Consider the following 25,261-nt stretch of genomic DNA (forward strand, 5'->3'; position numbering starts at 1 on the left):
CCAGCCTTCATGTCTGGTTTACTACCCGATACTTGGCCTAGACTGATCTCCATCAGCTACGCCCCGCGTTCCGCTTCGTTTAAGGCCTCTTGCATGTCCGATCCTCGTTACCAGGTCGACGTCAGCGTCGTCACCCGCTATCTGGCAGAACAATCGCAACCCGAGCAAAACCGCTTTGCCTTCGCCTACACCATCACCGTGCACAACAATGGCGAGCTACCGGCCAAACTGTTGTCGCGGCACTGGGTGATCACCGACGGTGACGGGCATGTCGAAGAGGTTCGCGGTGCGGGCGTTGTTGGCCAGCAACCATTGATAGATGTGGGCGAAAGCCACACCTACAGCAGCGGCACCGTCATGACCTCCGAGGTCGGCACGATGCAGGGCACTTATGAAATGGTTGCCGACGACGGCAAACACTTCGACGCCATCATCGCCCCATTCCGTCTGGCGGTGCCCGGAGCCCTGCACTGATGGCAACGTACGCCGTCGGCGATCTGCAAGGCTGCCTTCAAGCATTGCAATGCCTGCTCAAGCAGGTCGCCTTCGACCCGACACGGGATCGTCTGTGGCTGGTAGGCGACCTGGTCAACCGTGGGCCGCAGTCCCTGGAAACCTTGCGCTTCCTCCATAGCATCCGCGAATCGCTGGTATGCGTGCTCGGCAACCACGACCTGCACTTGCTGGCGGCAGGGAAAAACATCGAACGCTTGAAGAAGTCCGACACCCTGCTCGAGATTCTCGCAGCGCCCGATTCCGCGGAACTGCTGGCGTGGCTGCGTCAGCAAAAGCTCATGCATTACGACGAACAGCGCGATGTCGCCCTGGTACATGCTGGCATTCCGCCCCAGTGGTCACTGCGCAAGGCCTTGAAGTATGCCGCCGAAGTAGAGACTGCATTGCGCGATGACAACCTGTTGCCGCCCTACCTCGATGGCATGTACGGCAACGATCCGGCGAAATGGGACAACGACCTCAAAGGCGTGACACGCCTGCGGGTGATCACCAACTATTTCACCCGCATGCGGTTTTGTACCGCCGAGGGTAAGCTTGACCTCAAAAGCAAGGAAGGCCTCGACAATGCGCCACCGGGCTACAAACCCTGGTTTCAGCACAAAGAGCGCAAGACCAAGGGCCTGAAGATCATCTTCGGCCACTGGGCCGCTCTGGAAGGCCGATGCAATGAGCCGGGCATCTCGGCCCTCGACACCGGTTGTGTCTGGGGTGGCGCACTGACCCTCATGAATGTCGACAGCGGTGAACGCCTGTCTTGCAAATGCGACGAGCATGGCCTTGCCCTGCCGCCAGTCGCCGCACTTATCCCCGAACCATCGTCAGCAAGCGCCCCGCGCTAGACTGCGCTTTCAGCCGAGCCACAGGAGCCCGCAATGAGCGAATTCAAACGTATCCCCCCGGAACAGGCCCAGGCCCTGCGCGAACTAGGCGCGGTGGTGGTCGATGTTCGCGACCCAGCGACCTTTGCCGCACTGCACATCGCCGGCTCGAAGCATCTGGATAACCACTCCATCTCGGATTTCATCCGCGCTGCCGACCTCGACGCACCGACCGTGGTCGTCTGCTACCACGGCAATTCCAGCCAGAGCGCCGCTGCGTACCTCATTAGTCAGGGCTTCTCCGACGTCTACAGCATGGATGGCGGTTTTGAGCTGTGGCGTACGACTTACCCTTCGGAAACGGCACAAGGCACTTGCGAATAATTTTTTTGTAACGCGCAAGCCCCGGTCCCCGCGGGCTCGCGCGGTGGCAGACGAACGGTCTGCCACAACTAATTACGTATCTCGCCTTTACCTCCCGAATTCCCAACTATCCTTAAGCGCAGGCCATCCAAAACAGGGGAGAGCCGGTACACCGGCGCGCGGGTCATCGGGAGTAGCTTTCGGGGTAGTCAGCTTCGAAAGAGTTCTGGGGGGTAAACAGCGACTGCATATTCGGTCGCTGCCAGCATCGACTGAATGATCCGGCGTCGGCTCCACGTATCGAGCGAGGTGACGTCATGAGTATCTTTAGCCACTTCCAACAACGCTTCGAGTCCACACGCCAGGAAGAACTCTCGCTGCAAGAGTATCTTGAGCTGTGCAAAAGCGACCGCAGCGCCTACGCCTCCGCCGCCGAGCGTCTGTTACTGGCCATCGGTGAACCGGAGCTCCTCGACACCTCGGCCAACTCGAGGCTGTCGCGAATCTTTTCCAACAAGGTAATCCGCCGCTATCCGGCCTTTGAAGACTTCCACGGGATGGAAGAATGCATTGACCAGATCGTGTCGTATTTCCGCCATGCCGCTCAGGGCCTGGAAGAGAAGAAACAGATTCTCTATTTGCTCGGCCCTGTGGGTGGCGGTAAATCGTCCCTGGCCGAGAAGCTGAAACAGCTGATCGAGAAAGTGCCCTTCTACGCGATCAAGGGCTCGCCGGTATTCGAATCACCTCTGGGTCTGTTCAACGCCACTGAAGATGGCGCGATCCTCGAGGAAGACTTCGGCATTCCACGGCGCTACCTCAACACCATCATGTCGCCATGGGCTACCAAACGCCTCGCCGAATTCGGCGGCGACATCAGCCAGTTCCGTGTGGTGAAGCTGTATCCGTCGATCCTCAACCAGATCGCAGTGGCCAAAACCGAGCCGGGAGATGAAAACAACCAGGACATCTCGGCGCTGGTGGGCAAGGTCGATATCCGCAAACTCGAAGAATTCCCGCAGAACGATGCCGACGCCTACAGCTACTCGGGCGCGCTGTGCCGGGCCAACCAGGGCCTGATGGAATTCGTCGAAATGTTCAAGGCACCGATCAAGGTGCTGCACCCACTGCTGACCGCCACTCAGGAAGGCAACTACAACAGTACCGAAGGTCTGGGGGCAATTCCGTTTACCGGGATCCTGCTGGCCCACTCCAACGAATCGGAATGGCACACCTTCCGCAACAACAAGAACAACGAAGCCTTCATCGACCGGATCTACATCGTCAAAGTGCCGTACTGCCTGCGGGTCAGCGACGAAGTGAAGATCTACGACAAGCTCTTGTTCAACAGCTCCCTGGCCAAGGCTCACTGCGCTCCTGACACCCTGAAGATGCTTGCCCAGTTCACCGTACTCTCGCGACTGAAAGAGCCGGAAAACTCCAACATCTACTCCAAGATGCGCGTGTATGACGGCGAAAACCTCAAGGATACCGATCCGAAGGCCAAGTCGATCCAGGAATACCGCGACAACGCGGGTGTCGACGAAGGCATGAACGGCTTGTCGACCCGCTTCGCGTTCAAGATCCTTTCGAAAGTGTTCAACTTTGATCCGCACGAAATTGCTGCCAACCCGGTGCACTTGCTTTACGTGCTGGAACAACAGATCGAACAGGAACAATTCCAGGCGGAAACCCGCGAACGCTATCTGCGCTTCCTCAAGGAGTACCTGGCACCGCGTTATATCGAGTTCATCGGCAAGGAAATCCAGACCGCCTACCTCGAGTCTTACAGCGAGTATGGCCAGAACATCTTCGATCGCTATGTGCTGTACGCCGACTTCTGGATCCAGGACCAGGAATACCGCGACCCGGAAACCGGCGAGATCCTCAACCGCGTAGCGCTGAACGAAGAACTGGAGAAAATCGAAAAACCGGCCGGAATCAGCAATCCGAAGGATTTCCGCAATGAAATCGTCAACTTCGTACTGCGCGCCCGGGCCAATAACAACGGCAAGAACCCGACCTGGCTCAGCTACGAAAAACTGCGGGTGGTCATCGAGAAGAAAATGTTCTCCAACACCGAGGACCTCCTGCCCGTCATCAGCTTCAACGCCAAGGCCAGCAAAGAGGACCAGCAGAAGCACAACGACTTCGTCACACGGATGGTCGAGCGGGGTTACACCGACAAACAGGTTCGACTGCTGTCCGAGTGGTACCTGCGGGTCAGAAAATCACAATAACCCGCTGCCGGTCAGACCGGTTGTCGTCAGCCAGAGGCCTGTGTACTCATTTTCTGTTACACAGACTTCTGGGAGGTGTTCGAAAGTCGGTAGCGAGGTTCAGGCAGCGTCCAAAAGCGCTTGGGGGAGCGTGAACATCCCTTGGCACCGTCGATGCTGCATAACCGCTCGCCCCTTTCAGGACAGCTTCTAAGGAGCAGTCATGAGCTATGTGATCGACCGACGTCTCAATGGCAAGAACAAGAGCACGGTGAACCGTCAGCGGTTTCTGCGGCGCTACCGTGATCACATCAAAAAGGCTGTCGAAGAGGCGGTCAGCCGGCGCTCCATTACCGATATGGAACACGGCGAACAGATCAGCATCCCCGGCCGCGACATTGACGAGCCGGTGCTTCACCACGGTCGCGGTGGCAAGCAGACCGTCGTGCACCCGGGCAACAAGGAGTTCACCAGCGGCGAGCACATTGCCCGCCCGCCCGGAGGTGGCGGTGGCAGAGGCCCCGGCAAGGCCGGCAACTCGGGCGAAGGGATGGACGAATTCGTCTTCCAGATCACCCAGGAGGAATTCCTTGAATTCATGTTCGAGGACCTTGAGCTGCCGAACCTGGTCAAGCGCAACCTGACTGGCACCGACACCTTCAAGACCGTTCGTGCCGGGATCAGTAACGAGGGCAATCCGTCGCGGATCAACATCATCCGCACCTTGCGCTCGGCCCATGCACGGCGAATCGCCCTGTCTGGCAGCAGCCGGGCAAAATTACGCGAAGCCAAAGAAGAACTGCTGCGATTGAAGCGGGATGAACCGGACAACTTCGGCGATATTCAGAAAATCGAAGCAGAAATCGAAAAACTCAGCGCGCGCATTCATCGCGTACCGTTCCTCGATACCTTCGACCTCAAGTACAACCTGCTCATCAAGCAACCCAACCCCAGCTCCAAAGCAGTGATGTTCTGCCTGATGGACGTGTCCGGCTCCATGACCCAAGCGACCAAGGACATCGCCAAGCGTTTCTTTATCCTGCTGTACCTGTTTCTCAAGCGTAACTACGACAAGATCGACGTCGTGTTCATCCGCCACCACACCAGTGCCAGGGAAGTGGACGAAGAGGAGTTTTTCTATTCTCGCGAAACCGGCGGCACCATCGTTTCCAGCGCCTTGAAACTGATGCAGGAGATCATGGCCGAACGCTATCCGAGCAATGAGTGGAATATCTATGCCGCCCAGGCCTCCGACGGCGATAACTGGAACGACGATTCGCCAATCTGCCGCGACATTCTGATCAACCAGATCATGCCGTTCGTGCAGTACTACACTTACGTTGAGATCACCCCGCGCGAACATCAGGCCTTGTGGTTCGAGTACGAACGCATCGCCGAAGCCTTCTCTGACACTTTTGCCCAGCAACAACTGGTCTCGGCCGGGGATATCTATCCGGTCTTCCGTGAACTCTTCCAGCGCAGGTTAGTGACATGACCGCCAAAGAGCAGAAGCGCCAACCCATTTCCACCGGCTCCGAATGGACGTTCGAGCTGATTCAGGCCTACGACAAAGAAATCAGTCGTCTGGCGGCTCGCTACGCGCTCGATACTTACCCCAACCAGATTGAAGTGATCACCGCCGAGCAGATGATGGACGCCTACGCCTCCGTCGGCATGCCCCTGGGTTATCACCATTGGTCCTACGGCAAACACTTCCTCAGCACCGAGAAATCCTACTCTCGCGGCCAGATGGGGCTGGCGTACGAAATCGTGATCAACTCGGACCCGTGCATCGCCTATTTGATGGAAGAAAACACCATCTGCATGCAGGCTTTGGTCGTCGCCCATGCCTGCTACGGGCATAACAGCTTTTTCAAAGGCAACTACCTGTTCCGCACCTGGACTGACGCCAGTTCGATCATCGATTACCTGGTCTTCGCCAAGCAATACATCATGCAGTGCGAAGAGCGCCACGGTATCGACGCGGTCGAAGACCTGCTGGATTCCTGCCACGCCCTGATGAACTACGGGGTCGATCGCTACAAACGCCCATATCCGATTTCCGCCGAAGAAGAACGTCGCCGGCAAAAGGATCGGGAAGAGCATTTGCAGAAACAGATCAACGATCTGTGGCGGACCATTCCAAAAGGTGCGGACAAGTACAGCGACAAGGACAACGCACGCTTCCCCGCCGAACCTCAGGAAAATATCCTCTACTTCATCGAAAAACACGCACCACTGCTGGAGCCATGGCAGCGGGAAATCGTGCGGATCGTGCGCAAGATCGCTCAGTATTTCTACCCGCAACGTCAGACTCAGGTGATGAACGAAGGGTGGGCCACGTTCTGGCATTACACCCTGATGAACGACCTGTATGACGAAGGCCTGGTAACCGACGGCTTCATGATGGAGTTTTTGACGTCCCACACCAGCGTGGTCTATCAACCCGGCTTCGACAGCCCCTACTACAACGGCATCAACCCCTACACGCTGGGTTTTGCCATGTACCGGGACATTCGCCGCATGTGTGAACACCCTACCGAAGAGGACTACCGCTGGTTCCCTGAGATTGCCGGCACCGACTGGCTGTCGAGCATCAAGTTCGCCATGAGCAGCTTCAAGGATGAGAGCTTCATCCTGCAGTACCTGTCACCCCAGGTGATCCGTGACCTGAAGTTGTTCAGCATTCTTGATGACGACCAGAAGGACGATCTGCTGGTCCCGGCCATTCATGACGAAGGTGGCTACCGCATCATCCGTGAAACCCTGGCGGCGCAATACAACCTCGGCAATCGTGAACCCAACGTGCAGATCTACAGCATCGACCGGCGTGGTGACCGCTCGCTGACCTTGCGTCACCAGCAACACGACCGCAAACCGCTGGGCGAGTCCACCGAGGAAGTGCTCAAACACCTGCATCGCCTCTGGGGCTTCGATATTCATCTGGAAACCCTGCAAGGGGACCAGGTGATGAAAGTCCATCATGTCCCACCCAGAGGTGAACACAGCGAGGGGGATTACGGCCGACTGGACCTCGCTGTCATCCATCTTTGATCCTGTTTCTGCCTCCGGAGGTTCGACGCAAAGGTTATTCTGTCGGGCTAACGGAGGTTTTTTATGCAGATTTATAAAGTCGGCGGCGCGGTACGTGATCGCCTGCTGGGCAAGCCTGTCACCGACATCGACTGGGTTGTGGTTGGCGCCACCACGGAAGAAATGCTCGCCAAGGGCTTTCGCCCGGTGGGCGCGGACTTCCCGGTGTTTCTTCACCCCAAAAGCGGTGAGGAATACGCCCTCGCCCGCACCGAGCGCAAAAGCGGACGCGGTTACGGCGGCTTTACCTTTCACGCCAGCCCCGAAGTTACCCTCGAAGAAGACCTGATCCGTCGTGACCTGACCATCAATGCCATGGCCGAAGACGATCAGCAGAACCTGACCGATCCTTACCACGGCCAGCGCGATCTCGAGGCGCGCTTGCTTCGTCACGTTTCCCCCGCGTTCGCCGAAGATCCGCTCCGGGTTTTGCGTGTTGCCCGCTTCGCTGCTCGTTATGCGGGGCTTGGTTTCACCGTTGCGCCAGAGACAGTGGAACTGATGCGCCAACTCAGCGAGTCAGGTGAGCTGGAAGCCTTGACCGCCGAACGCAGCTGGAAGGAAATTTCCCGCGCCCTGATGGAAGATCAGCCACAGGTGTTCATCGAAGTGCTGCGCGAGTGTGGCGCTCTCAAGGTATTGATGCCGGAAGTCGATGCCTTGTTCGGCGTACCGCAACCGGAGGCCCACCACCCGGAAATCGACACGGGCGTGCACACCTTGAGCGTGCTGGAGCAAGCGGCGCAGCACAAACAATCACTCACCGTGCGCTGGGCCTGCCTGCTGCACGACCTCGGCAAGGGACTGACGCCCGAGGAGGAGTGGCCGCGACACATTGCTCACGAGCACAAGGGCTTGAAGCTGATCAAAGCGGTCAACGAACGCTTCAAGGCACCGAAGGACTGTCAGGAACTGGCTCTGCTGGTGGGCGAATATCACACCCACGGCCATCGCGCCCTGGAGCTGAAGCCGTCGACGTTGCTAGAGTTGCTGCAGAGTTTCGACGTTTACCGTCGGCCGCAGCGGTTCGAGGAATTTATCGCCGCGTGCGAGATGGACGCGCGTGGACGTAAAGGCCTGGAACAGCGAAGTTATCCACAGGCTGATTATTTGCGGGGGGCGGCGAATGCTGCTCGGACCGTGGCAGTTCAGCCGTTGCTGGAGAAGGGATTCAAAGGGCCGGAGCTGGGCGAGGCGATCAAGCGTGAGCGGCTCAAGGCGCTGAAGGCCTACAAAGACGCTGCGCCTGCCTGAAAAGCATCGTCGGATCGCCGCCCGGAGCAAGCTCGCTCCCACATTGGATCTCTGGTGCTCACACAATCCAGGGTGGGAGCGAGCTTGCTCGCGATGGCGTCACCCGCTTCACAATAAATTTGAAGGGGTCAACTGCTCACCGCGCCATTCAAACGCCACCGGCGCCAACACCTGGTCAATCTGCGCCTCGCGCCACAACGCCGCAAAGCTCTTGCCTACACCCGGATGCACGCGATCCGGCGCAATCAGCGACAACGGCCACAGCACGAAGGCATTTTTCAGAATTTCTGCCCGCGGCAGGATCAAGCCATCGAAGTTGCCCACCAGATCGCCGAACAGCAGCACGTCGATATCCAGCGGCAAACCCTTGCGATCCGGCGCATAACGGCCGTTGTCCGCCTCGATGAATTTCAACCGGCGATCCAGCTCAATCAGCGGCAAATCGGTAAAAGCCGACACCACAAAATTGAAGAACGGCCCGCTCTTGATCCCCACCGGCTGGCTTTCGAACACCGCCGAGCAGCGTATATCCACCAGAAAACCTGCCAAGGCTTCCAGGCCAGCCTGCAAATGGGATTCGCGCTCGATATTGCTACCGAGCCCGAGAAACACCTGAGTCAGCGACATCCGCGCTCGATCTCCACGCCCACACCACCCGTGGCAGCCGGGATGGCGCCTGGCTTGGTCAGCTTGAGGCGCATCCAGGTGATGTTGAATTCGCTCATCAGCACTTCAGCCAGACGCTCGGCGAACGTCTCGACCAGTTGGAACTGCGCCTGCTCGGCAAAGGCCTGGATTCGCGACGACACACTGGCGTAATCGAGCGCCAGCGTCAGGTCATCACCGGCGGCGGCCGGGCGATTATCCCAGGCGAAGCTCAGATCAAGACGCAAGCACTGTCGGATGCCTCGCTCCCAGTCGTAGGCACCAATCACGGTGTCGACTTCCAGGCCCTCGATAAACACTCTGTCCAAGCACTTTTCTCCGCTGCACGACAAGGGCGCAATGCGCCGTTAGAATCAGGGCGTCCTCGCCCGGAATAGTTAGCATGTTTTGGTTACTGGCGACCCTCGCCTACCTGCTCGGCTCTCTGTCCTTCGCCATTTTGCTCAGCCGCCTGACCGGTAACCCCGATCCGCGAATGAGTGGCTCGGGCAATGCCGGTGCCACCAACATGTTGCGCCTGGCCGGCAAAAAACTCGCCGTCCTGACCTTGCTCGGGGACCTCTTCAAAGGCCTGCTACCCGTACTGATCGCCGGCGTTGCGGACCTTTCGCCTCAAGAACAGGCCTGGATCGGCGTCTGTGCCGTTATCGGTCACCTGTTCCCGCTGTACTTTCGCTTTCGCGGTGGCAAGGGTGTCGCCACCGCTGCCGGCATGTTGCTGGGCCTCTACCCGCCCGCCGCACTGCTGGCGGTCTGCGCCTGGCTGCTGACGTTCTACCTGACTCGCACCAGCTCACTGGCGGCCTTGATCGCCACACCCCTGACCCTGCCGCTGCTGGCCTGGCAAGAACCGGCGGCACTGCTGCCCATGAGCGCACTCACGGGACTGATTGTCTGGCGTCATCGGGGCAATCTACGCGACCTGTTTGCCGGGCGCGAACGGCATTTTTAATTACCGGGCATGAGCGCCGCTCATCACAGCGCCGACAATTGCTCCATCGGCCAACGCGCCTGCACGCTGATCGCCAGGCTTTCATGCTGACCGGCCTGCAAACGCTGGCAGCCGGCAAAGGCAATCATCGCGCCGTTGTCGGTGCAGAACTCCGGACGGGCATAAAAAACATCGCCCTTCATGTCGGCGAGCATCTTCTCCAGTGAGGTACGCAGTGCCTTGTTGGCGCTGACGCCGCCAGCGATCACCAGACGCTTCATACCGGCCTGTTTCAGGGCACGCTTGCACTTGATGGTCAAAGTCTCCACCACGGCCTGCTGGAACGCCAGCGAGATGTCGCAACGGGCTTGCTCGCTGTCGTCCCCGGCGCTGACGCTCTGCTGCCAGGTGTTCAGGGCGAAGGTTTTCAAGCCACTGAAACTGAAAGCCAGTCCTGGACGGTCGCACATCGGGCGCGGGAAAGTGAAACGTCCTGCAACTCCTTGCTCCGCCAGCCGAGCGATTTCCGGACCACCCGGATAATTGAGCCCCATCATCTTCGCGGTCTTGTCAAAAGCTTCACCGGCGGCATCGTCGAGGGTATCGCCCAAGAGCGTGTATTGACCGATCCCGTCGACCTGAACCAGTTGCGTATGACCGCCAGACACCAACAAAGCGACGAACGGGAATTCCGGTGGTTGCGACTCCAGCATCGGCGCCAGCAGGTGACCTTCCATGTGGTGCACACCCAGCGCCGGAATCCCCCAGGCGAAGGCCAGCGCCTGAGCGCAAGAGGCGCCCACCAGCAAGGCACCGACCAGGCCAGGACCCGCGGTATAAGCGATGGCGTCGATCTCGGTCGGCACACAGTCAGCTTCGGCCAACACCTGACGAATCAAGGGCAGCATGCGTTTGACGTGGTCACGCGAGGCCAGCTCCGGCACGACCCCGCCATAGGCGCGGTGCAGGTCGATCTGGCTGAACAGCGCGTCGGCCAGCAGGCCGCGTTCGCTGTCATATAATGCGACACCGGTTTCGTCGCAGGAGGTTTCTAATCCCAGTACTAGCATGGGTTTGCGCCTTGTTTAGGCTGAATTCGAAGGCGCGCATAATAGTCGCCATGGGATGCCCCGACCAGCGGTTTTCGATCAGAGGCTTTGCATTCCGAGCGATGAGGGGTTAACATCCGCAACCCTTAAAAACCGACGTCTTCAAGTGCTCTTTTGCCACGAGGATGTTGACCCCGGTAATGAATGAAGGTAGCTCTGGATGCCAGCCGTCAAAGTAAAAGAGAACGAACCCTTCGACGTAGCTCTGCGTCGTTTCAAGCGCTCCTGCGAAAAAGCCGGTGTACTGGCTGAAGTTCGTAGCCGCGAATTCTACGAGAAGCCTACTTCTGAGCGTAAACGTAAAGCAGCAGCCGCTGTTAAGCGTCACGCCAAGAAAGTACAGCGCGAACAGCGCCGCGCCGTTCGTCTGTACTAATACACAGACGTTCGTAGCAAGCTTCTGCCAAGCCCGGCCCTCAGCCGGGCTAATGGCATTTGCGGACAACGCTTGATGCTTCACCGTCAAAGCCGCACACGCGACCAAGACAAATCTGCTTCACAGCGTCAGACCTGGCTCTTTTGCCAGCGGTGCACGTCTTTTCTGACGAGCCTTCCAAGGCTACTGACGAGCACACCCACTGATTCCTCTCACGACGATCAGCCCAAGGCACCTTCTTGCGTGCCAGCTTATGAGCTATCCGAGGCCATCGACAGGCCGTAGCCGGATTCAGCGCAACACTTTCAAATAGTCGAGTACTGATTGGTACTAACGTCAGTGGATTTTCGGCAGATACACTTCCCGACAGCGATTACGCAGACGACACTGGTCGAGCCGCACATTTTGCGCGCCTCAAACAACGACCCGGCTCAGCCGCTCTTCGTTTCGGATCCATTGCAGCGCAGATGACGAGAACGCCATGGCCGGGCTAATTCCCCAGAGCTTCATTGACGACCTTCTGAACCGCACCGACATAGTCGATGTGGTCAGCTCGCGCCTGCAAATGAAAAAGGCCGGCAAGAATTACACCGCTTGCTGCCCGTTCCACAAAGAGAAAACCCCCTCCTTCAGCGTCAGCCCCGACAAGCAGTTCTATTATTGCTTTGGCTGCGGCGCTGGCGGCAACGCCCTCGGCTTCATGATGGACCACGACAATCTGGATTTCGTCCAGGCTGTCGAAGAACTGGCCAAAGCCGCCGGCATGGAAATCCCCCGCGAAGAAAGCGGACGGCCGCACAAACCGCGACAGCCGACCGATTCGCCGCTCTACCCGCTACTCACCGCCGCCGCCGACTTTTACCGTCAGGCACTGAAAAGCCATCCATCGCGAAAAGCAGCTGTGGATTACTTGAAAGGTCGCGGACTGACCGGCGAAATCGCCCGAGACTTCGGCCTCGGCTTCGCCCCGCCTGGCTGGGACAATCTGTTCAAGCACTTGAGCAGCGACACCCTGCAACAGAAAGCCATGATCGATGCCGGCCTGCTGATCGAGAACGCCGAAACCGGCAAACGCTATGACCGCTTCCGCGATCGCGTGATGTTCCCGATCCGCGACAGCCGCGGACGAATCATCGCCTTCGGCGGCCGGGTATTGGGCGACGACAAGCCGAAATACCTGAACTCACCGGAAACCCCGGTATTCCATAAGGGCCAGGAACTCTACGGCCTTTATGAAGCACGCAAGAACAACCGCAACCTCGACGAAATCATCGTCGTCGAAGGCTACATGGATGTTATCGCCCTCGCCCAGCAAGGCCTGCGCAATGCTGTCGCGACCCTGGGCACCGCCACCAGCGAAGAGCACTTGAAGCGCCTGTTTCGCGTCGTGCCCAACGTGCTGTTCTGTTTCGACGGCGATCAGGCAGGTCGAAATGCCGCCTGGCGGGCATTGGAGGCAGCGCTGCCGAGCCTGCAGGACGGGCGGCGCGCACGCTTTCTGTTCCTCCCCGAAGGCGAAGACCCCGACACGCTGGTCCGCTCCGAAGGCACTGATGCCTTCCGCGCACGGATCAACCAGCACGCCCAACCATTAGCGGATTATTTTTTTCAACAGCTGACCGAGGAATCGGACCCACGCTCGCTCGAAGGCAAGGCCCACATGGCCACCCTCGCCGCGCCGCTGATCGACAAAGTCCCGGGTGCAAACCTGCGCATCCTGATGCGTCAGCGCCTGACCGAAATTACCGGGCTTAGCGGTGAAGCCGTGAGCCAACTGGTACAAAGCGCACCTCAGGAAGCACCGCCGGCGTACGACCCGGGCATCGATTACGACGCCATGCCAGATTACAGCGACTACCATCAGCCACAGGCACAAGAGATGTATGTGCCGCAGCAGGAATGGACGCCGAAGAAACCCGGCGCCGGCGGCAAAAAATGGGACAAAAAACCATGGGACAAAAACGGCAAACGCGGTGGTGATCACGATCAACCCCGCGCGCCACGGGTGCCGGCCGCTGTAGAGCCGCCGACCCTGGCCGCCTTGCGCACGCTATTGCATCACCCGCAATTGGCCGAGAAAGTCGAGGATGCCGGGCACTTTGCTGCCGAGGATCACACCAACACGCAATTGCTGGTGGCCCTTCTCGAAGCCGTACAGAAGAATCCCAAGCTAAACTCATTTCAGTTGATTGCACGCTGGCACGGTACGGAGCAAGGACGCTTGCTCAAGGCGCTGGCGGAAAAGGAATGGCTGATTGATGGAGATAACCTTGAACAACAGTTTTTCGACACCATTACTAGCTTGTCAGCCCGCCAACGCGAGCGAAACCTGGAACAACTTCTCAGGAAAGCACGTCAAAGTGAACTGAGTGCCGAAGAGAAAAATCAACTGCGCGACCTATTAAGTCGCAATGTTTCCGCAACAAGCCCGACCTCAACTGGCGCGTGAGGTCATAGCTCAGGTATAATCCTCGGCTTGTTTTTTGCCCGCCAAGACCTTCAGTGGATAGGGTGTTATGTCCGGAAAAGCGCAACAGCAGTCTCGTATCAAAGAGTTGATCACACTTGGTCGTGAGCAGGGTTACCTGACTTACGCGGAGGTCAACGACCACCTGCCGGAGGATATTTCAGATCCGGAACAGGTGGAAGACATCATCCGCATGATCAATGACATGGGGATCAACGTATTCGAGGTTGCGCCAGATAAGGATTCCCTTATGCTGGCCGACGCCGATACCGACGAAGCCGCGGCCGAAGAGGCAGCAGCAGCGTTGGCAGCGGTCGAGACCGACATTGGTCGCACCACCGACCCAGTGCGCATGTACATGCGTGAAATGGGTACGGTAGAGCTCCTCACACGTGAAGGCGAAATCGAAATCGCCAAACGTATTGAAGAGGGCATCCGCGAAGTGATGGGCGCAATTGCGCACTTCCCTGGCACGGTTGACCATATTCTCTCCGAATACACTCGCGTCACCACCGAAGGTGGCCGCCTGTCCGACGTCCTGAGCGGTTATATCGACCCGGACGACGGCATTGCGCCGCCTGCTGCAGAAGTGCCGCCGCCTGTCGACCCGAAAGCCGTGAAAGCGGACGACGACACCGACGACGATGACGCTGAAGCCAGTACCGACGACGAAGAAGAAGCCGAAAGCGGTCCGGATCCGGTTATCGCAGCTCAGCGCTTTGGCGCTGTCTCCGATCAGATGGAAATCACCCGCAAGGCGCTGAAAAAGCACGGTCGTGGCAACAAGCTGGCAATTGCCGAGCTGGTGCTCCTGGCTGAGCTGTTCATGCCGATCAAACTGGTTCCGAAGCAATTCGAAGGCCTGGTCGAGCGTGTTCGCAGTGCCCTGGATCGTCTGCGTCAGCAAGAGCGCGCGATCATGCAACTTTGCGTTCGTGATGCCCGCATGCCGCGTGCCGACTTCCTGCGCCAGTTCCCGGGCAACGAAGTTGACGAAAGCTGGACCGATGCACTGGCCAAAGGCAAAAGCAAATACGCTGAAGCCATTGGTCGCCTGCAACCGGACATCATTCGTTGCCAGCAGAAGCTGACCGCGCTGCAAACCGAAACCGGTTTGACGATCGCCGAGATCAAGGACATCAACCGTCGCATGTCGATCGGTGAGGCCAAGGCCCGCCGCGCGAAGAAAGAGATGGTAGAAGCGAACTTGCGTCTGGTGATCTCCATCGCCAAGAAGTACACCAACCGTGGTCTGCAATTCCTCGATCTGATCCAGGAAGGCAACATCGGTTTGATGAAAGCGGTAGACAAATTCGAATACCGCCGCGGCTACAAGTTCTCGACTTATGCCACCTGGTGGATCCGTCAGGCGATCACTCGCTCGATCGCCGACCAGGCCCGCACCATCCGTATTCCGGTGCACATGATCGAGACGATCAACAAGCTCAACCGCATTTCCCGCCAGATGTTGCAGGAAATGGGTCGCGAACCGACCCCGGAAGAGCTGGGCGAACGCATGGAAATGCCTGAGGACAAGATCCGCAAGGTATTGAAGATCGCTAAAGAGCCGATCTCCATGGAAACCCCGATAGGTGATGACGAAGACTCCCATCTGGGTGACTTCATCGAAGACTCGACCATGCAGTCGCCAATCGATGTCGCCACTGTTGAGAGCCTTAAAGAAGCGACTCGCGAAGTTCTGTCCGGCCTCACTGCCCGTGAAGCCAAGGTTCTGCGCATGCGCTTCGGTATCGACATGAATACCGACCACACCCTCGAGGAGGTTGGTAAGCAGTTCGACGTGACCCGTGAACGGATTCGTCAGATCGAAGCCAAGGCGCTGCGCAAGCTGCGCCACCCGACGAGAAGCGAGCATTTGCGCTCCTTCCTCGACGAGTAACAACAAAACCCCCGGCCCAGGCCGGGGGTTTTGCTTTTATACAGATTAAATCCCCCGCACCTCCCTCCCTCCGAATTGCCCGTCTACACTCGAAACATTCCCAGAGCCATAACGAGACCGTTATGCCCAGACTGCCGACCGTGCTTTTTTTGCTGTCGCTATTGACCTGGACCGCAACGGCTGGCGCGCTGACTCTTACCGACGAAGAACGTAGCTGGCTGGCGGCTCACCCGGACTTGCGCCTGGGTGTCGATGCGTCATGGCCACCCTTCGAGTTTCGCGACGATCAGGGTCGCTATCAGGGCCTTGCAGCAGACTATATCGACCGGATCCGTCAACGCCTGGCCATCAAGCTCACGCCCATCGAGCCCGTCAGTTGGACAGTCGTCCTGGAGCAGGCCAAACAAGCCAAGCTGGACCTGTTGCCCGGCATCATGTCGACCCCGGAGCGCCAGACTTATCTGTCATTCACCCGCCCCTACCTGGACTTTCCGATTGTCATCCTTGCCCATGTCGGAGGTCCCCAGCCACGCAAACTCGAAGACCTGTACGGACTGAAAGTCGCCGTGGTGGAAAACTACGCACCCCACGAGCTGTTGCGCACCCACAATCCCGACCTCAATCTGGTGGCGATGCCTAACGTCAGCTCAGCGCTGCAGGCGCTGGCTACCGATGAAGTGGATGCGGTGGTCGGCGATCTCGCCTCCAGCGTCTGGAGCCTGCGTCAGCTCAAGCTCGACGGGCTCTACGTCAGCGGCGAAACCCCCTATCGCTATCAATTGGCGATGGGCGTGCCCCGGGACAACAAGATACTGGTCGGCATTCTGGATAAAGTCCTGGCGGACATGACCCCGAATGAAATCAATGAGATTCAGGAGCACTGGGTCGGCAACGTCCTCGATCATCGAACATTCTGGAACGATCTGCTGGTTTACGGTCTGCCGGGGTTGCTGCTGCTGATCATCGTGCTGGCGATGGTTATCCGGATCAACCGCCGGCTGAGTTCAGAAATTTCCCGCCGGGTCGACCTGGAACAAGAACTGCGCAGCAGCGAATACCACTACCGCGGGCTGGTGGAGAGCCTTTCGGCCATCGCCTGGGAAGCGCGGATCAGCGATTTCACGTACAGCTATGTGTCGCCCCATGCCGAGGATCTGCTCGGTTACCCCTTGTCTCATTGGCTGATTCCGGGCTTCTGGCGCAACATTATCCACCCGGCCGACCTGACCCGCGCCCAGACCTTCTGCGATCACGAAGTACTGGCCGGACGCGATCACAGCCTCGATTACCGGGTCATCACTGCCGATGGCCGCTGCATTTGGGTGCGAGATATAGTCAGCCTGATCGAGCACGGCCATGAACCGGTGATGCGCGGGCTGATGATCGACATCAGCGAAGCCAAGCGCACCGAAGAGGCGTTGCGCCTGTCGGAACAGAAGTTCGCCTCGGTGTTCCAGCAATGCCCGGACATTCTGGTCATCGCACGACTCTCCGACGGCTGCCTGCTGGAGGTCAACGAAGCGTTCGAAGAACAGATCGGTCTCAAGGCCGAAGACGTCATCGGCCAGACGGCCACCGACCTGAACATCTGGGGCATACCCGGCGTCGGGCCGGGCTTGTTGCAACGGTTGCAGGCCGGCAGCATCCGTAACCTGGAGATGCCCTTTCGCCGCAACAATGGCCAAGTGTTTACCGGCCTGATCTCCGCTGAGCCGTTCGACCTCGATACAACCCCTGCGCTGGTAGTGGTCGTGCGGGACATCAGCCAGCTCAAAGAAACCCAGAAACAGCTGCAAACCTCCGAAGAGAAATTCGCCAAGGCCTTCCATGCCTCACCCGACGGCTTGTTACTGTCACGGCAGAGCGACGGTTTACTGATTGAGGTCAACGAGGGTTTCAGTCGCATTACCGGTTTCAACAGCGCGATGTCCGTGGATCGCTCCGCCCTCGAGCTGGGAATCTGGGTCAATCTCAACGAACGCAAACAGATGCTCGATCTGCTGCACCGGGACGGTTTCGTCCGCGACTTCAGTTGCCATATACGCCGCAGCGACGGACAGATCCGCCTCTGCGAGGTGTCCAGCCGTCCGCTACCGATCGGCGATGAAGATTGCATGCTGACCATCGCCCGGGACATCACCGAGCGACACCTGATGCAGGAGAAACTGCAACAGGCTGCCACGGTATTCGAGAGCACCGCCGAAGGTGTATTGATCACCGACACCCAACAGCACATCAGCGCGGTCAACCGTGCGTTTACCGAAATCACCGGCTACAGCGAGAGCGAAGCATTGGGCCACACCCCTCGCCTGCTCGCCTCGGGCCTGCACGACAGCGCATTTTATGCCGCCATGTGGCATCAACTGACCGCCGAAGGTCATTGGCAGGGCGAAATTTCCAACCGGCGCAAGAATGGCGAGCTCTATCCGAGCTGGCTGACCATCAGTGCGGTGCGTAACCGGGACAAATTCATCACCCACTTTGTCGCGGTGTTCGCGGACATTTCCAGCCTCAAACACGCCCAAGCCAAACTCGATTATCAGGCCCACCACGACCCGTTGACCGGGCTGCCAAATCGCACGCTGTTCGAGAGCCGATTGCTGACCGCGCTCAACAACCAACAGGAAAACGGCGGCCAGGGCGCGGTGCTGTTCCTGGACCTGGACCGTTTCAAACACATCAACGACAGCCTGGGTCACCCGGTCGGCGACCTACTGCTCAAGGGCATTGCCGTGCGCCTCAAGGAGCAGTTGCGCGACATCGACACCGTGGCGCGCCTGGGCGGCGACGAATTCATCATCCTGCTGCCCGGGCTGCAGCAAGCCAGTGACGCCGACAACATCGCGACCAAATTGCTCAATTGCTTCGGTGCACCGTTCCAGGCCGGCGAACATGAGTTTTTTATCAGCGCCAGTATCGGCACCAGCCTGTATCCCAAGGATGGCTGCGACGTCGCCACGCTGGTCAAGAACGCCGATGCGGCGATGTATCGCTCCAAGGCGAAGGGTCGCAACCGGGTCGAAAGTTACACCCGCGACCTCACCGCTCAAGCCAGCGAGCGAGTGGCACTGGAACATGAACTGCGACGCGCTATCGAGCGCAACGAACTGCACCTCCATTATCAACCGAAGATCAGCCTGATCGACCATCGCCTGGTCGGCGCAGAAGCGCTCATTCGCTGGCACCACCCGGCCTTCGGCGATGTGCCGCCGGAGCACTTCATTCCGCTGGCCGAAGAAAACGGCATGATCCTGCAAATCGGCGATTGGGTTCTCGAAACCGCCTGCCGGCAGATGTTCGAGTGGAATCAGGTTTACGAACCCGTCGGCCCGCTGTCGGTCAACCTCGCGGGCGCTCAATTGCGCCAGCCGAACCTGCTCGGCCGGATCGAACAAATGCTCAAGGACAACCGCCTCAAACCCGGTTTCCTGCAACTGGAAATTACTGAAAACTTCATCATGAGCCAGGCTGAAGAAGCGCTGGCAGTGCTGCATCAACTCAAACACCTGGGCGTGCAACTGGCGATCGACGACTTCGGCACCGGTTACTCGTCCCTGAGTTACCTCAAACGTCTGCCACTGGACATTCTCAAGATCGACCAGTCTTTCGTCCGCGGCCTGCCGGATGATCCCCACGACGCAGCCATCGTTCGCGCCATCATCGCCCTGGGCCGCAGCATGCAATTCACCATCATTGCCGAGGGCGTCGAAACCCTCGCACAGCAGCAATTCCTCGCGGCCGAAGGCTGTGAACAGATCCAGGGCTACATCGTCAGCCTGCCCTTGCCACCGGAAGAATTTGCCGCGACGTTTCTTCGTATAGCCATTTCAGACTTTTCGGATAGCACAGCCGAGAAACCGTCGCTATAATCCGCGGCCTACTGAGGGCCTATAGCTCAGTTGGTTAGAGCAGAGGACTCATAATCCTTTGGTCCACGGTTCAAGTCCGTGTGGGCCCACCAAACAAGAAAGCCGCGCAATGCGCGGCTTTTTCGTGCCTGTTGGAATAACTCAATCGTGACGACCGCCTGCCGAAACATCACTCAGTTGGCGAAATTCTCGATCCTGACCTGGCCCTCAGGAAAGGTCGCGATAATTTCCAGTTCGCCGCCCATGGCGCGGATGTAGTTTCGCAAGGTGCTGATGTACATGTCTGTGCGCCGCTCCATTCTGGAGATCGCTGCCTGGTTGACGTGCAACGTCTTGGCCAGCGTTTCCTGACTCAGCTCTTGGGCCTTACGCAGCTCGTGCAGAGGCATTTCTTTCAGGTGCTGCTGGAACAACCGCTCTGCGTTAGCGCGAGACTCCGGCGTCATGCGAGCTTGAAGTTCAGCAAATTTTTTAGCCATCGTTGCGGCCCTCTTTACGCAATGTTTCCAAATGGTCGTCATACAATGTTTCCGCCTGCGGGACATGCTCGTCATACAACGGTTTCGACCGGTTTTGTCCCCTCCGATTAAAAGTAACGCGCATCGGCGTGGATCAAACGCATAGAGCACACGATAAGGCCGACCCGCATACTGGACCCGCAACTCTCGGAGATTGCCCAGTCGCGAGCCTTTAATATCGCTGCTATGCGGGTAACGCAGACCCGGCCCGAAAAACCCCAGCAGATCGACGCTGGCTGAAACCGAGGCTTGCTCCTTTGCATCCAACCCCTCCCACCAACCTTCAAATTCATCGGTGTATTCAATCTCCCAGCCCATACCAATATGCCACCCAAGGAATATGACCTCAAGGGAATAACTTTAGGCTTTAACGGCCGTGCGACCACCTTGGTTGCCAATGAAATTGTTAACGGTGGTTTCTGGTTGGATCTGGGTGTTCGGTGCCTGGCGTTTGGTTGTGTTTACCTAAGGTGTCGAAATATCGGATGACGCCTGAGGACCTTGTAGGCAAACTCCGAAAATTGCATTTTGGCACTCTGCTGCCATGTTGCGCTTTTCTTCGACGGGATACTCTCGGACGTCGCTGACCATTCAGCGATCGGGCTTGGAAACCCGTCGAACCTCAGCGCAACAGCACCCCATCAGGACTGCGGACGTTTTATACGATTGCAAGACCTGTGTTATGGCGGCTGTGCGTGGGACGCCTTCGGGCGTGCCGGTTCCTTGGTTCCCGGTTTTCCAACCTGCGTACAGCCGTCACCCATTCGCTTGGAAACGAATTTGCCGGCTCCTTGAACCCAGGAGATTGAGCATGACCAAAACAAACCCGTCCGAACCTTCAGAACTGAAAACTATCGGTTTCACACCTTTCATCTACCGCTCAAATCAAGCGCTGTTCAACGTCCGCGCCGGCGTCCCGATCAGCGATGCATTGGCCCAAGCTTCCGATCTGCTGTTCCTCGCCAAAGCGCTCGCCGTGGATGCCGCCTACGCAAAAGAAACCGACCATCAAGCATGGGCCGCACACTATCTGACGGCGATGAGTAAAGCGGTGATTGATGATGTGGTGAAGGTGCTGACACGCTGACCTGCTCGGACGGCGACGAAATCTGAAGAGTAGCGGCAGCCCCCATGAATACGCCCCGAGTTATCGGGGCTTTCACCCTCAGCTTAAGAAGCAACACTTAACGATGGAATAGCCTGCACGGGCCGCATCCGCTCAAGCATTTCACCCGTCCATACGACTTCATACATATCCGCCGCCCTGCCCCACTGCTCCACGATGACCATGCCGTCGACCAGTACGCGTCCCAATTCGGTAATCGTATCGGCCAATTGCTCTACGATCGTTTGAGTCCGAAACCACACACGATCAGTAATCTCTTTCAGCTCGGCCGTGATGCGGTCAGACGACGCCGGATCCGTATCGGGATAGGCGATATTGCGCAGCAAGTGCCGTAACTCCCTTATTTTTGCGTAATCCTGTTCCGCCCCGAGCTCTCCTTTGAGGATGGCTGTCGCTTTCGACTTATCCACGCGCTTTTCGGGCGCATGCTTTGAAACTAATGCCTGCCCCATAGCGCCAGCAAACAGGACCATCAACCGCGCTTCCAGATGTTCCCTCATGGCTTCTATCGACGAAATTGACCGCGCCAAGCTTATGGACGCCCCGCCTTGATGCCTTAAGTCCATGGTCACTGTCAGGGTCACGCCACCCGTTTCAAACCCCAAGGCTCGGGCAATCACGTAATGAGCCATTTCATGATTGGCAATCTGCAATGCATGATCCCGCAATGCGGGAGGTATTTTGTTTGTCATTTCCATTGCCTCGCATCCCTCGATTTCGCATTCGACTACGACTGACTGTTGGTGTCCATCCTGTCGATCGCGCCTTGCTCAAGCCAAAGAAAAACCCGAGATGTAGAAAACGGTATGAATGGTACTGAGGCGAGATCAAACATCCGCTGTGCGAGATGTGCCTGTAACATGCCAACCCATTGATGTGCCGCTGGAGACGACCCTTGCCTGACACTCGCCCGCCCGTTCTTGACGAAATCGACCGACAATTGATTGCAGCCCTGCAGATCAATGCCCGCGAAAGCGTGGCCATGCTCGCGCGACAATTGGGCATTGCTCGCACCACCGTGACTTCGCGATTGGCCCGGCTGGAAAAAGCCAAGGTGATCACCGGTTACGGCGTGCGTTTGGGTCAACGTGTCGTGGATGGCGGATTGCAGGCGTACGTCGGGATCACGGTGCAACCGCGCTCGGGCAAGGAAGTGTTGCGACGCCTCAGCGCGATGGCTCAAGTGCAGCAATTGTGCGCGGTGAGTGGCGAATTTGATTATGTGGCGTGGTTGCGCACCGATTCACCTGAGCAGCTGGATCAGTTGCTCGATCAAATTGGCAGCGTGGATGGCGTGGAGAAGACCACGACCTCAATCATTCTCAGCAGCAAGATTGATCGCGGCCAGCCGGTTTAATCCAATTTGTTCGTCGCATTCGTCTAATTGAAGTAATTACAAGCAAAACGACGACACATTGCGTCTTATTAACGTGTTCTACGCTCTCTAGAATGGCTGCCATCTTTTCCTATACTCAGACGCGCATTCCGCGTCCGGTCGCCAGCAAGGTCAGCCATGAACAAGAACAATCGCCATCCTGCAGACGGTAAAAAACCAGTCACCATTTTCGGTCCGGACTTTCCCTTCGCCTTCGACGACTGGATCGAACACCCGGCCGGCCTGGGCAGCATCCCTGCGCACAATCATGGCGCTGAGGTAGCGATCGTCGGTGCCGGCATCGCAGGTCTCGTGGCAGCGTACGAATTGATGAAACTGGGCCTAAAACCCGTCGTCTACGAAGCTTCGAAAATGGGCGGTCGTCTGCGCTCGCAGGCGTTCAATGGCGCCGAAGGCATCATCGCCGAGCTCGGCGGCATGCGTTTCCCGGTGTCGTCCACCGCGTTTTATCACTACGTCGACAAGCTCGGCCTGCAAACCAAACCGTTCCCTAACCCGCTGACGCCTGCCTCGGGCAGCACGGTGATCGACCTCGAAGGTCAGACCCACTACGCACAGAAGCTGGCGGATCTTCCTGCACTGTTCCAGGAAGTCGCCGACGCCTGGGCCGATGCGCTGGAAGCCGGTTCGCAGTTCTCTGACATCCAGCAAGCGATCCGCGACCGTGATGTGCCGCGCCTCAAAGAGCTGTGGAACACCCTCGTTCCGCTGTGGGACGACCGCACTTTCTACGACTTCGTTGCCACCTCCAAAGCCTTCGCCAAGCTCTCGTTCCATCACCGCGAAGTGTTTGGTCAGGTCGGTTTCGGTACCGGCGGCTGGGACTCGGACTTCCCGAACTCGATGCTGGAAATCTTCCGCGTAGTCATGACCAACTGCGACGATCACCAGCATTTGGTGGTCGGCGGCGTGGAGCAAGTACCGTTGGGGATCTGGCGTCATGTGCCGGAGCGTTGCGTGCATTGGCCTGAAGGCACCAGTCTCAGCTCGTTGCACAGCGGCGCACCGCGTTCCGGTGTGAAAAAAATCGCCCACGCACCGAACGGCCGTTTTACGGTCACTGACAACTACGGCGACACACGCGAATACGCGGCTGTACTGACCACCTGCCAAAGCTGGCTGCTGACCACCCAGATCGAATGCGACGAAACCCTGTTCTCGCAAAAGATGTGGATGGCCCTCGACCGCACCCGCTACATGCAATCGTCGAAAACTTTCGTGATGGTCGACCGGCCATTCTGGAAGGACAAGGATCCGGAAACCGGCCGCGACTTGATGAGCATGACCCTCACCGATCGCCTGACTCGCGGTACTTATCTGTTCGACAACGGCGACGACAAGCCGGGCGTGATTTGCCTGTCGTACTCATGGATGAGCGACGCGCTGAAAATGCTCCCGCAACCCGTGGAAAAACGCGTGAAGCTGGCGCTGGATGCGTTGAAGAAGATCTACCCGAAAGTCGACATCGCTGCGCGGATCATCGGCGATCCGATCACCGTGTCCTGGGAAGCCGACCCGCATTTCCTCGGGGCTTTCAAAGGCGCCCTGCCCGGCCACTATCGCTACAACCAGCGTATGTACGCACACTTCATGCAGGCCGACATGCCGGCCGAGCAGCGCGGGATTTTCATCGCCGGCGACGATGTTTCGTGGACGCCTGCGTGGGTCGAAGGCGCGGTGCAGACCTCGCTCAATGCGGTGTGGGGCATCATGAAACACTTCGGCGGTGAAACTCACGTCGAGAACCCGGGTCCAGGAGATGTGTTCAACGAGATCGGTCCGATCGCCCTGCCCGAATAAGAGGAATCCCGAATGCGCGTAGCCCTTTACCAATGTCCACCGCTGCCCCTGGATGTCGCCGGCAATCTGCAACGTCTGCATCAATTGGCGCTGGAGGCCAAGGGCGCGGATTTGCTGGTGCTGCCGGAGATGTTCCTGACCGGCTACAACATCGGCCTCGACGCGGTCAGCGTGCTGGCGGAGGTGCACAACGGTGAGTCGGCGCAGCAGATCGCGCGCATCGCCAAGACGGCCGGGATCGCCATTTTGTATGGCTATCCCGAGCGCACCGAAGACGGGCAAATTTACAACGCCGTGCAGTTGATCGATGCCAATGGCGAACGCCTGTGCAACTACCGCAAGACTCACCTGTTCGGCGACCTCGATCACTCGATGTTCAGCGCCGGGCCGGATGAGTTTCCGCTGGTTGAACTCAATGGCTGGAAGCTCGGTTTCCTGATCTGCTACGACCTGGAGTTCCCGGAAAACGCCCGACGCCTGGCCCTGGCCGGCGCCGAGCTGATTCTGGTGCCGACGGCGAACATGGTTCCCTACGACTTCATCGCCGACGTCACCGTCCGTGCCCGGGCCTTCGAAAACCAGTGTTATGTGGCTTACGCCAACTATTGCGGCAACGAAGGCGAGATCCAGTATTGCGGCCAGAGCAGCATCGCCGCGCCGGATGGCAATCGCATCGCCCAAGCGGGCCTTGATGAAGCACTGATTGTCGGCGAGCTGGATCGTCAGTTGATGGTCGATTCCCGCGCCGCCAATCGCTACTTCCTCGATCGCCGCCCAGAGCTTTACAGCGAGCTGAACAAGCGCTGACCACCTAGGGGGCGTTCTCAATTAGTTTCCCCG

21 protein-coding genes, 1 tRNA gene and 1 pseudogene are annotated in these 25,261 nt (G+C 58.2%); 17 read left to right on the plus strand and 6 right to left on the minus strand.

Translation table 11 applies throughout. The annotated features are described in order from the left end of the window. Positions 1-93: 93 nt before the first annotated feature. The 7 genes from apaG (at position 94) to WLY71_RS08165 (ending at position 8,263) form a co-directional block, all read left to right on the plus strand. Positions 94-474: a Co2+/Mg2+ efflux protein ApaG gene (apaG, locus tag WLY71_RS08135; RefSeq protein ID WP_347803161.1), complete on the plus strand. Its 381-nt coding sequence runs from the start codon at positions 94-96 to the stop codon at positions 472-474. After that, positions 474-1,355, plus strand: a complete 882-nt coding sequence (locus WLY71_RS08140; protein ID WP_347803162.1) for a symmetrical bis(5'-nucleosyl)-tetraphosphatase — start codon at positions 474-476, stop codon at positions 1,353-1,355. The genes apaG and WLY71_RS08140 overlap by 1 nt, the downstream gene beginning before the upstream one ends. Positions 1,356-1,388: 33 nt before the next feature. Further along, positions 1,389-1,718: a thiosulfate sulfurtransferase GlpE gene (gene glpE / locus WLY71_RS08145; RefSeq protein WP_347803163.1), complete on the plus strand. Its 330-nt coding sequence runs from the start codon at positions 1,389-1,391 to the stop codon at positions 1,716-1,718. A gap of 296 nt (positions 1,719-2,014) precedes the next feature. Then, the gene (locus WLY71_RS08150; protein ID WP_033056218.1) at positions 2,015-3,937 is read left to right on the plus strand and encodes a PrkA family serine protein kinase; all 1,923 of its coding nucleotides are present in this window, start codon (positions 2,015-2,017) and stop codon (positions 3,935-3,937) included. Positions 3,938-4,139: 202 nt separating this feature from the next. Then, positions 4,140-5,411, plus strand: a complete 1,272-nt coding sequence (locus WLY71_RS08155) for a YeaH/YhbH family protein (protein ID WP_095127215.1) — start codon at positions 4,140-4,142, stop codon at positions 5,409-5,411. Continuing rightward, positions 5,408-6,970, plus strand: a complete 1,563-nt coding sequence (locus tag WLY71_RS08160; protein WP_347803164.1) for a SpoVR family protein — start codon at positions 5,408-5,410, stop codon at positions 6,968-6,970. Before WLY71_RS08155 ends, WLY71_RS08160 begins: the two co-directional genes overlap by 4 nt. A 63-nt stretch (positions 6,971-7,033) precedes the next feature. Then, positions 7,034-8,263 (plus strand): multifunctional CCA addition/repair protein, encoded by a 1,230-nt coding sequence (locus WLY71_RS08165; RefSeq protein ID WP_347803165.1) that lies wholly within the window; start codon positions 7,034-7,036, stop codon positions 8,261-8,263. A 108-nt stretch (positions 8,264-8,371) separates the two neighbouring features. On the opposite strand, the gene folK is transcribed toward WLY71_RS08165, so the two are convergent. After that, on the minus strand, positions 8,372-8,890 hold the full coding sequence (gene folK, locus WLY71_RS08170) for a 2-amino-4-hydroxy-6-hydroxymethyldihydropteridine diphosphokinase (RefSeq protein WP_347803166.1): 519 nt from the start codon (positions 8,888-8,890) through the stop codon (positions 8,372-8,374). Beyond that, positions 8,881-9,237 carry a dihydroneopterin aldolase gene (gene folB, locus WLY71_RS08175; protein WP_008008297.1) on the minus strand — a complete coding sequence of 119 codons (357 nt, stop codon included), beginning with the start codon at positions 9,235-9,237 and terminating at the stop codon, positions 8,881-8,883. The genes folK and folB overlap by 10 nt, the downstream gene beginning before the upstream one ends. Positions 9,238-9,311: 74 nt before the next feature. Here folB and plsY point away from each other — a divergent pair, with 74 nt between their 5' ends. After that, positions 9,312-9,881: a glycerol-3-phosphate 1-O-acyltransferase PlsY gene (gene plsY, locus WLY71_RS08180; RefSeq protein ID WP_347803167.1), complete on the plus strand. Its 570-nt coding sequence runs from the start codon at positions 9,312-9,314 to the stop codon at positions 9,879-9,881. A 23-nt stretch (positions 9,882-9,904) separates the two neighbouring features. On the opposite strand, the gene tsaD is transcribed toward plsY, so the two are convergent. Then, the gene (gene tsaD / locus WLY71_RS08185; RefSeq protein ID WP_347803168.1) at positions 9,905-10,930 is read right to left on the minus strand and encodes a tRNA (adenosine(37)-N6)-threonylcarbamoyltransferase complex transferase subunit TsaD; all 1,026 of its coding nucleotides are present in this window, start codon (positions 10,928-10,930) and stop codon (positions 9,905-9,907) included. Positions 10,931-11,129: 199 nt separating this feature from the next. On the opposite strand from tsaD, the gene rpsU reads away from it, so the two are divergent. The 5 genes from rpsU to WLY71_RS08210 all read left to right on the plus strand — a co-directional run bounded on the left by rpsU (position 11,130) and on the right by WLY71_RS08210 (position 19,673). Further along, complete coding sequence (gene rpsU / locus WLY71_RS08190; protein WP_002551877.1) at positions 11,130-11,345, plus strand: 30S ribosomal protein S21; 216 nt, start codon at positions 11,130-11,132, stop codon at positions 11,343-11,345. Between the two features lie 481 nt (positions 11,346-11,826). After that, positions 11,827-13,794: a DNA primase gene (gene dnaG, locus WLY71_RS08195; protein WP_056741298.1), complete on the plus strand. Its 1,968-nt coding sequence runs from the start codon at positions 11,827-11,829 to the stop codon at positions 13,792-13,794. A gap of 67 nt (positions 13,795-13,861) precedes the next feature. Continuing rightward, entirely contained in the window at positions 13,862-15,712 is a 1,851-nt protein-coding gene (gene rpoD / locus WLY71_RS08200) for an RNA polymerase sigma factor RpoD (protein WP_008147190.1), read from the plus strand. Positions 15,713-15,834: 122 nt separating this feature from the next. Next, positions 15,835-19,581: an EAL domain-containing protein gene (locus tag WLY71_RS08205; RefSeq protein WP_347803169.1), complete on the plus strand. Its 3,747-nt coding sequence runs from the start codon at positions 15,835-15,837 to the stop codon at positions 19,579-19,581. Positions 19,582-19,596: 15 nt separating this feature from the next. Next, a tRNA-Ile gene (locus tag WLY71_RS08210) sits at positions 19,597-19,673 on the plus strand. Positions 19,674-19,754: 81 nt separating this feature from the next. On the opposite strand, the gene WLY71_RS08215 is transcribed toward WLY71_RS08210, so the two are convergent. Continuing rightward, positions 19,755-20,060 carry a helix-turn-helix domain-containing protein gene (locus tag WLY71_RS08215; protein ID WP_056741296.1) on the minus strand — a complete coding sequence of 102 codons (306 nt, stop codon included), beginning with the start codon at positions 20,058-20,060 and terminating at the stop codon, positions 19,755-19,757. After that, a pseudogene (locus WLY71_RS08220) lies at positions 20,053-20,417 on the minus strand (type II toxin-antitoxin system RelE/ParE family toxin). The gene WLY71_RS08215 and the pseudogene WLY71_RS08220 overlap by 8 nt, the downstream one beginning before the upstream one ends. Before the next feature lie 493 nt (positions 20,418-20,910). Between WLY71_RS08220 and WLY71_RS08225 the strand changes: the two are divergent. Continuing rightward, positions 20,911-21,186: a DUF3077 domain-containing protein gene (locus WLY71_RS08225; RefSeq protein WP_347803170.1), complete on the plus strand. Its 276-nt coding sequence runs from the start codon at positions 20,911-20,913 to the stop codon at positions 21,184-21,186. Positions 21,187-21,269: 83 nt separating this feature from the next. On the opposite strand, the gene WLY71_RS08230 is transcribed toward WLY71_RS08225, so the two are convergent. Continuing rightward, a complete protein-coding gene (locus tag WLY71_RS08230) occupies positions 21,270-21,917 on the minus strand; it encodes a peptidase M41 (RefSeq protein ID WP_347803188.1) in 648 nt (215 codons plus the stop codon). Positions 21,918-22,120: 203 nt separating this feature from the next. Between WLY71_RS08230 and WLY71_RS08235 the strand changes: the two genes are divergently transcribed. The 3 genes from WLY71_RS08235 to WLY71_RS08245 all read left to right on the plus strand — a co-directional run bounded on the left by WLY71_RS08235 (position 22,121) and on the right by WLY71_RS08245 (position 25,228). Further along, positions 22,121-22,582 carry an Lrp/AsnC family transcriptional regulator gene (locus tag WLY71_RS08235; RefSeq protein WP_007980298.1) on the plus strand — a complete coding sequence of 154 codons (462 nt, stop codon included), beginning with the start codon at positions 22,121-22,123 and terminating at the stop codon, positions 22,580-22,582. A 156-nt stretch (positions 22,583-22,738) separates the two neighbouring features. Next, a complete protein-coding gene (locus tag WLY71_RS08240; protein WP_347803171.1) occupies positions 22,739-24,421 on the plus strand; it encodes a flavin monoamine oxidase family protein in 1,683 nt (560 codons plus the stop codon). 12 nt (positions 24,422-24,433) lie between these two features. Continuing rightward, a complete protein-coding gene (locus tag WLY71_RS08245; RefSeq protein ID WP_347803172.1) occupies positions 24,434-25,228 on the plus strand; it encodes a carbon-nitrogen hydrolase family protein in 795 nt (264 codons plus the stop codon). The last annotated feature ends 33 nt before the right edge of the window (positions 25,229-25,261 follow it).

Origin of the sequence: Pseudomonas rossensis (genome assembly GCF_039888995.1) — a bacterium.
Taxonomy (GTDB): domain Bacteria; phylum Pseudomonadota; class Gammaproteobacteria; order Pseudomonadales; family Pseudomonadaceae; genus Aquipseudomonas; species Aquipseudomonas rossensis.

Bases quoted from the DNA above. Each gene is read 5' to 3' on its own strand.
- dnaG (WP_056741298.1), top strand. From the start codon at position 11,827: ATGGCCGGGCTAATTCCCCAGAGCTTCATTGACGACCTTCTGAACCGC.
- rpoD (WP_008147190.1), top strand. From the start codon at position 13,862: ATGTCCGGAAAAGCGCAACAGCAGTCTCGTATCAAAGAGTTGATCACA.
- WLY71_RS08155 (WP_095127215.1), top strand. From the start codon at position 4,140: ATGAGCTATGTGATCGACCGACGTCTCAATGGCAAGAACAAGAGCACG.
- rpsU (WP_002551877.1), top strand. From the start codon at position 11,130: ATGCCAGCCGTCAAAGTAAAAGAGAACGAACCCTTCGACGTAGCTCTG.
- glpE (WP_347803163.1), top strand. From the start codon at position 1,389: ATGAGCGAATTCAAACGTATCCCCCCGGAACAGGCCCAGGCCCTGCGC.
- WLY71_RS08165 (WP_347803165.1), top strand. From the start codon at position 7,034: ATGCAGATTTATAAAGTCGGCGGCGCGGTACGTGATCGCCTGCTGGGC.
- WLY71_RS08215 (WP_056741296.1), bottom strand. From the start codon at position 20,060: ATGGCTAAAAAATTTGCTGAACTTCAAGCTCGCATGACGCCGGAGTCT.
- WLY71_RS08225 (WP_347803170.1), top strand. From the start codon at position 20,911: ATGACCAAAACAAACCCGTCCGAACCTTCAGAACTGAAAACTATCGGT.
- WLY71_RS08205 (WP_347803169.1), top strand. From the start codon at position 15,835: ATGCCCAGACTGCCGACCGTGCTTTTTTTGCTGTCGCTATTGACCTGG.
- WLY71_RS08245 (WP_347803172.1), top strand. From the start codon at position 24,434: ATGCGCGTAGCCCTTTACCAATGTCCACCGCTGCCCCTGGATGTCGCC.
- apaG (WP_347803161.1), top strand. From the start codon at position 94: ATGTCCGATCCTCGTTACCAGGTCGACGTCAGCGTCGTCACCCGCTAT.
- tsaD (WP_347803168.1), bottom strand. From the start codon at position 10,930: ATGCTAGTACTGGGATTAGAAACCTCCTGCGACGAAACCGGTGTCGCA.
- plsY (WP_347803167.1), top strand. From the start codon at position 9,312: ATGTTTTGGTTACTGGCGACCCTCGCCTACCTGCTCGGCTCTCTGTCC.
- WLY71_RS08230 (WP_347803188.1), bottom strand. From the start codon at position 21,917: ATGACAAACAAAATACCTCCCGCATTGCGGGATCATGCATTGCAGATT.
- WLY71_RS08160 (WP_347803164.1), top strand. From the start codon at position 5,408: ATGACCGCCAAAGAGCAGAAGCGCCAACCCATTTCCACCGGCTCCGAA.
- folK (WP_347803166.1), bottom strand. From the start codon at position 8,890: ATGTCGCTGACTCAGGTGTTTCTCGGGCTCGGTAGCAATATCGAGCGC.
- WLY71_RS08140 (WP_347803162.1), top strand. From the start codon at position 474: ATGGCAACGTACGCCGTCGGCGATCTGCAAGGCTGCCTTCAAGCATTG.
- WLY71_RS08150 (WP_033056218.1), top strand. From the start codon at position 2,015: ATGAGTATCTTTAGCCACTTCCAACAACGCTTCGAGTCCACACGCCAG.
- WLY71_RS08240 (WP_347803171.1), top strand. From the start codon at position 22,739: ATGAACAAGAACAATCGCCATCCTGCAGACGGTAAAAAACCAGTCACC.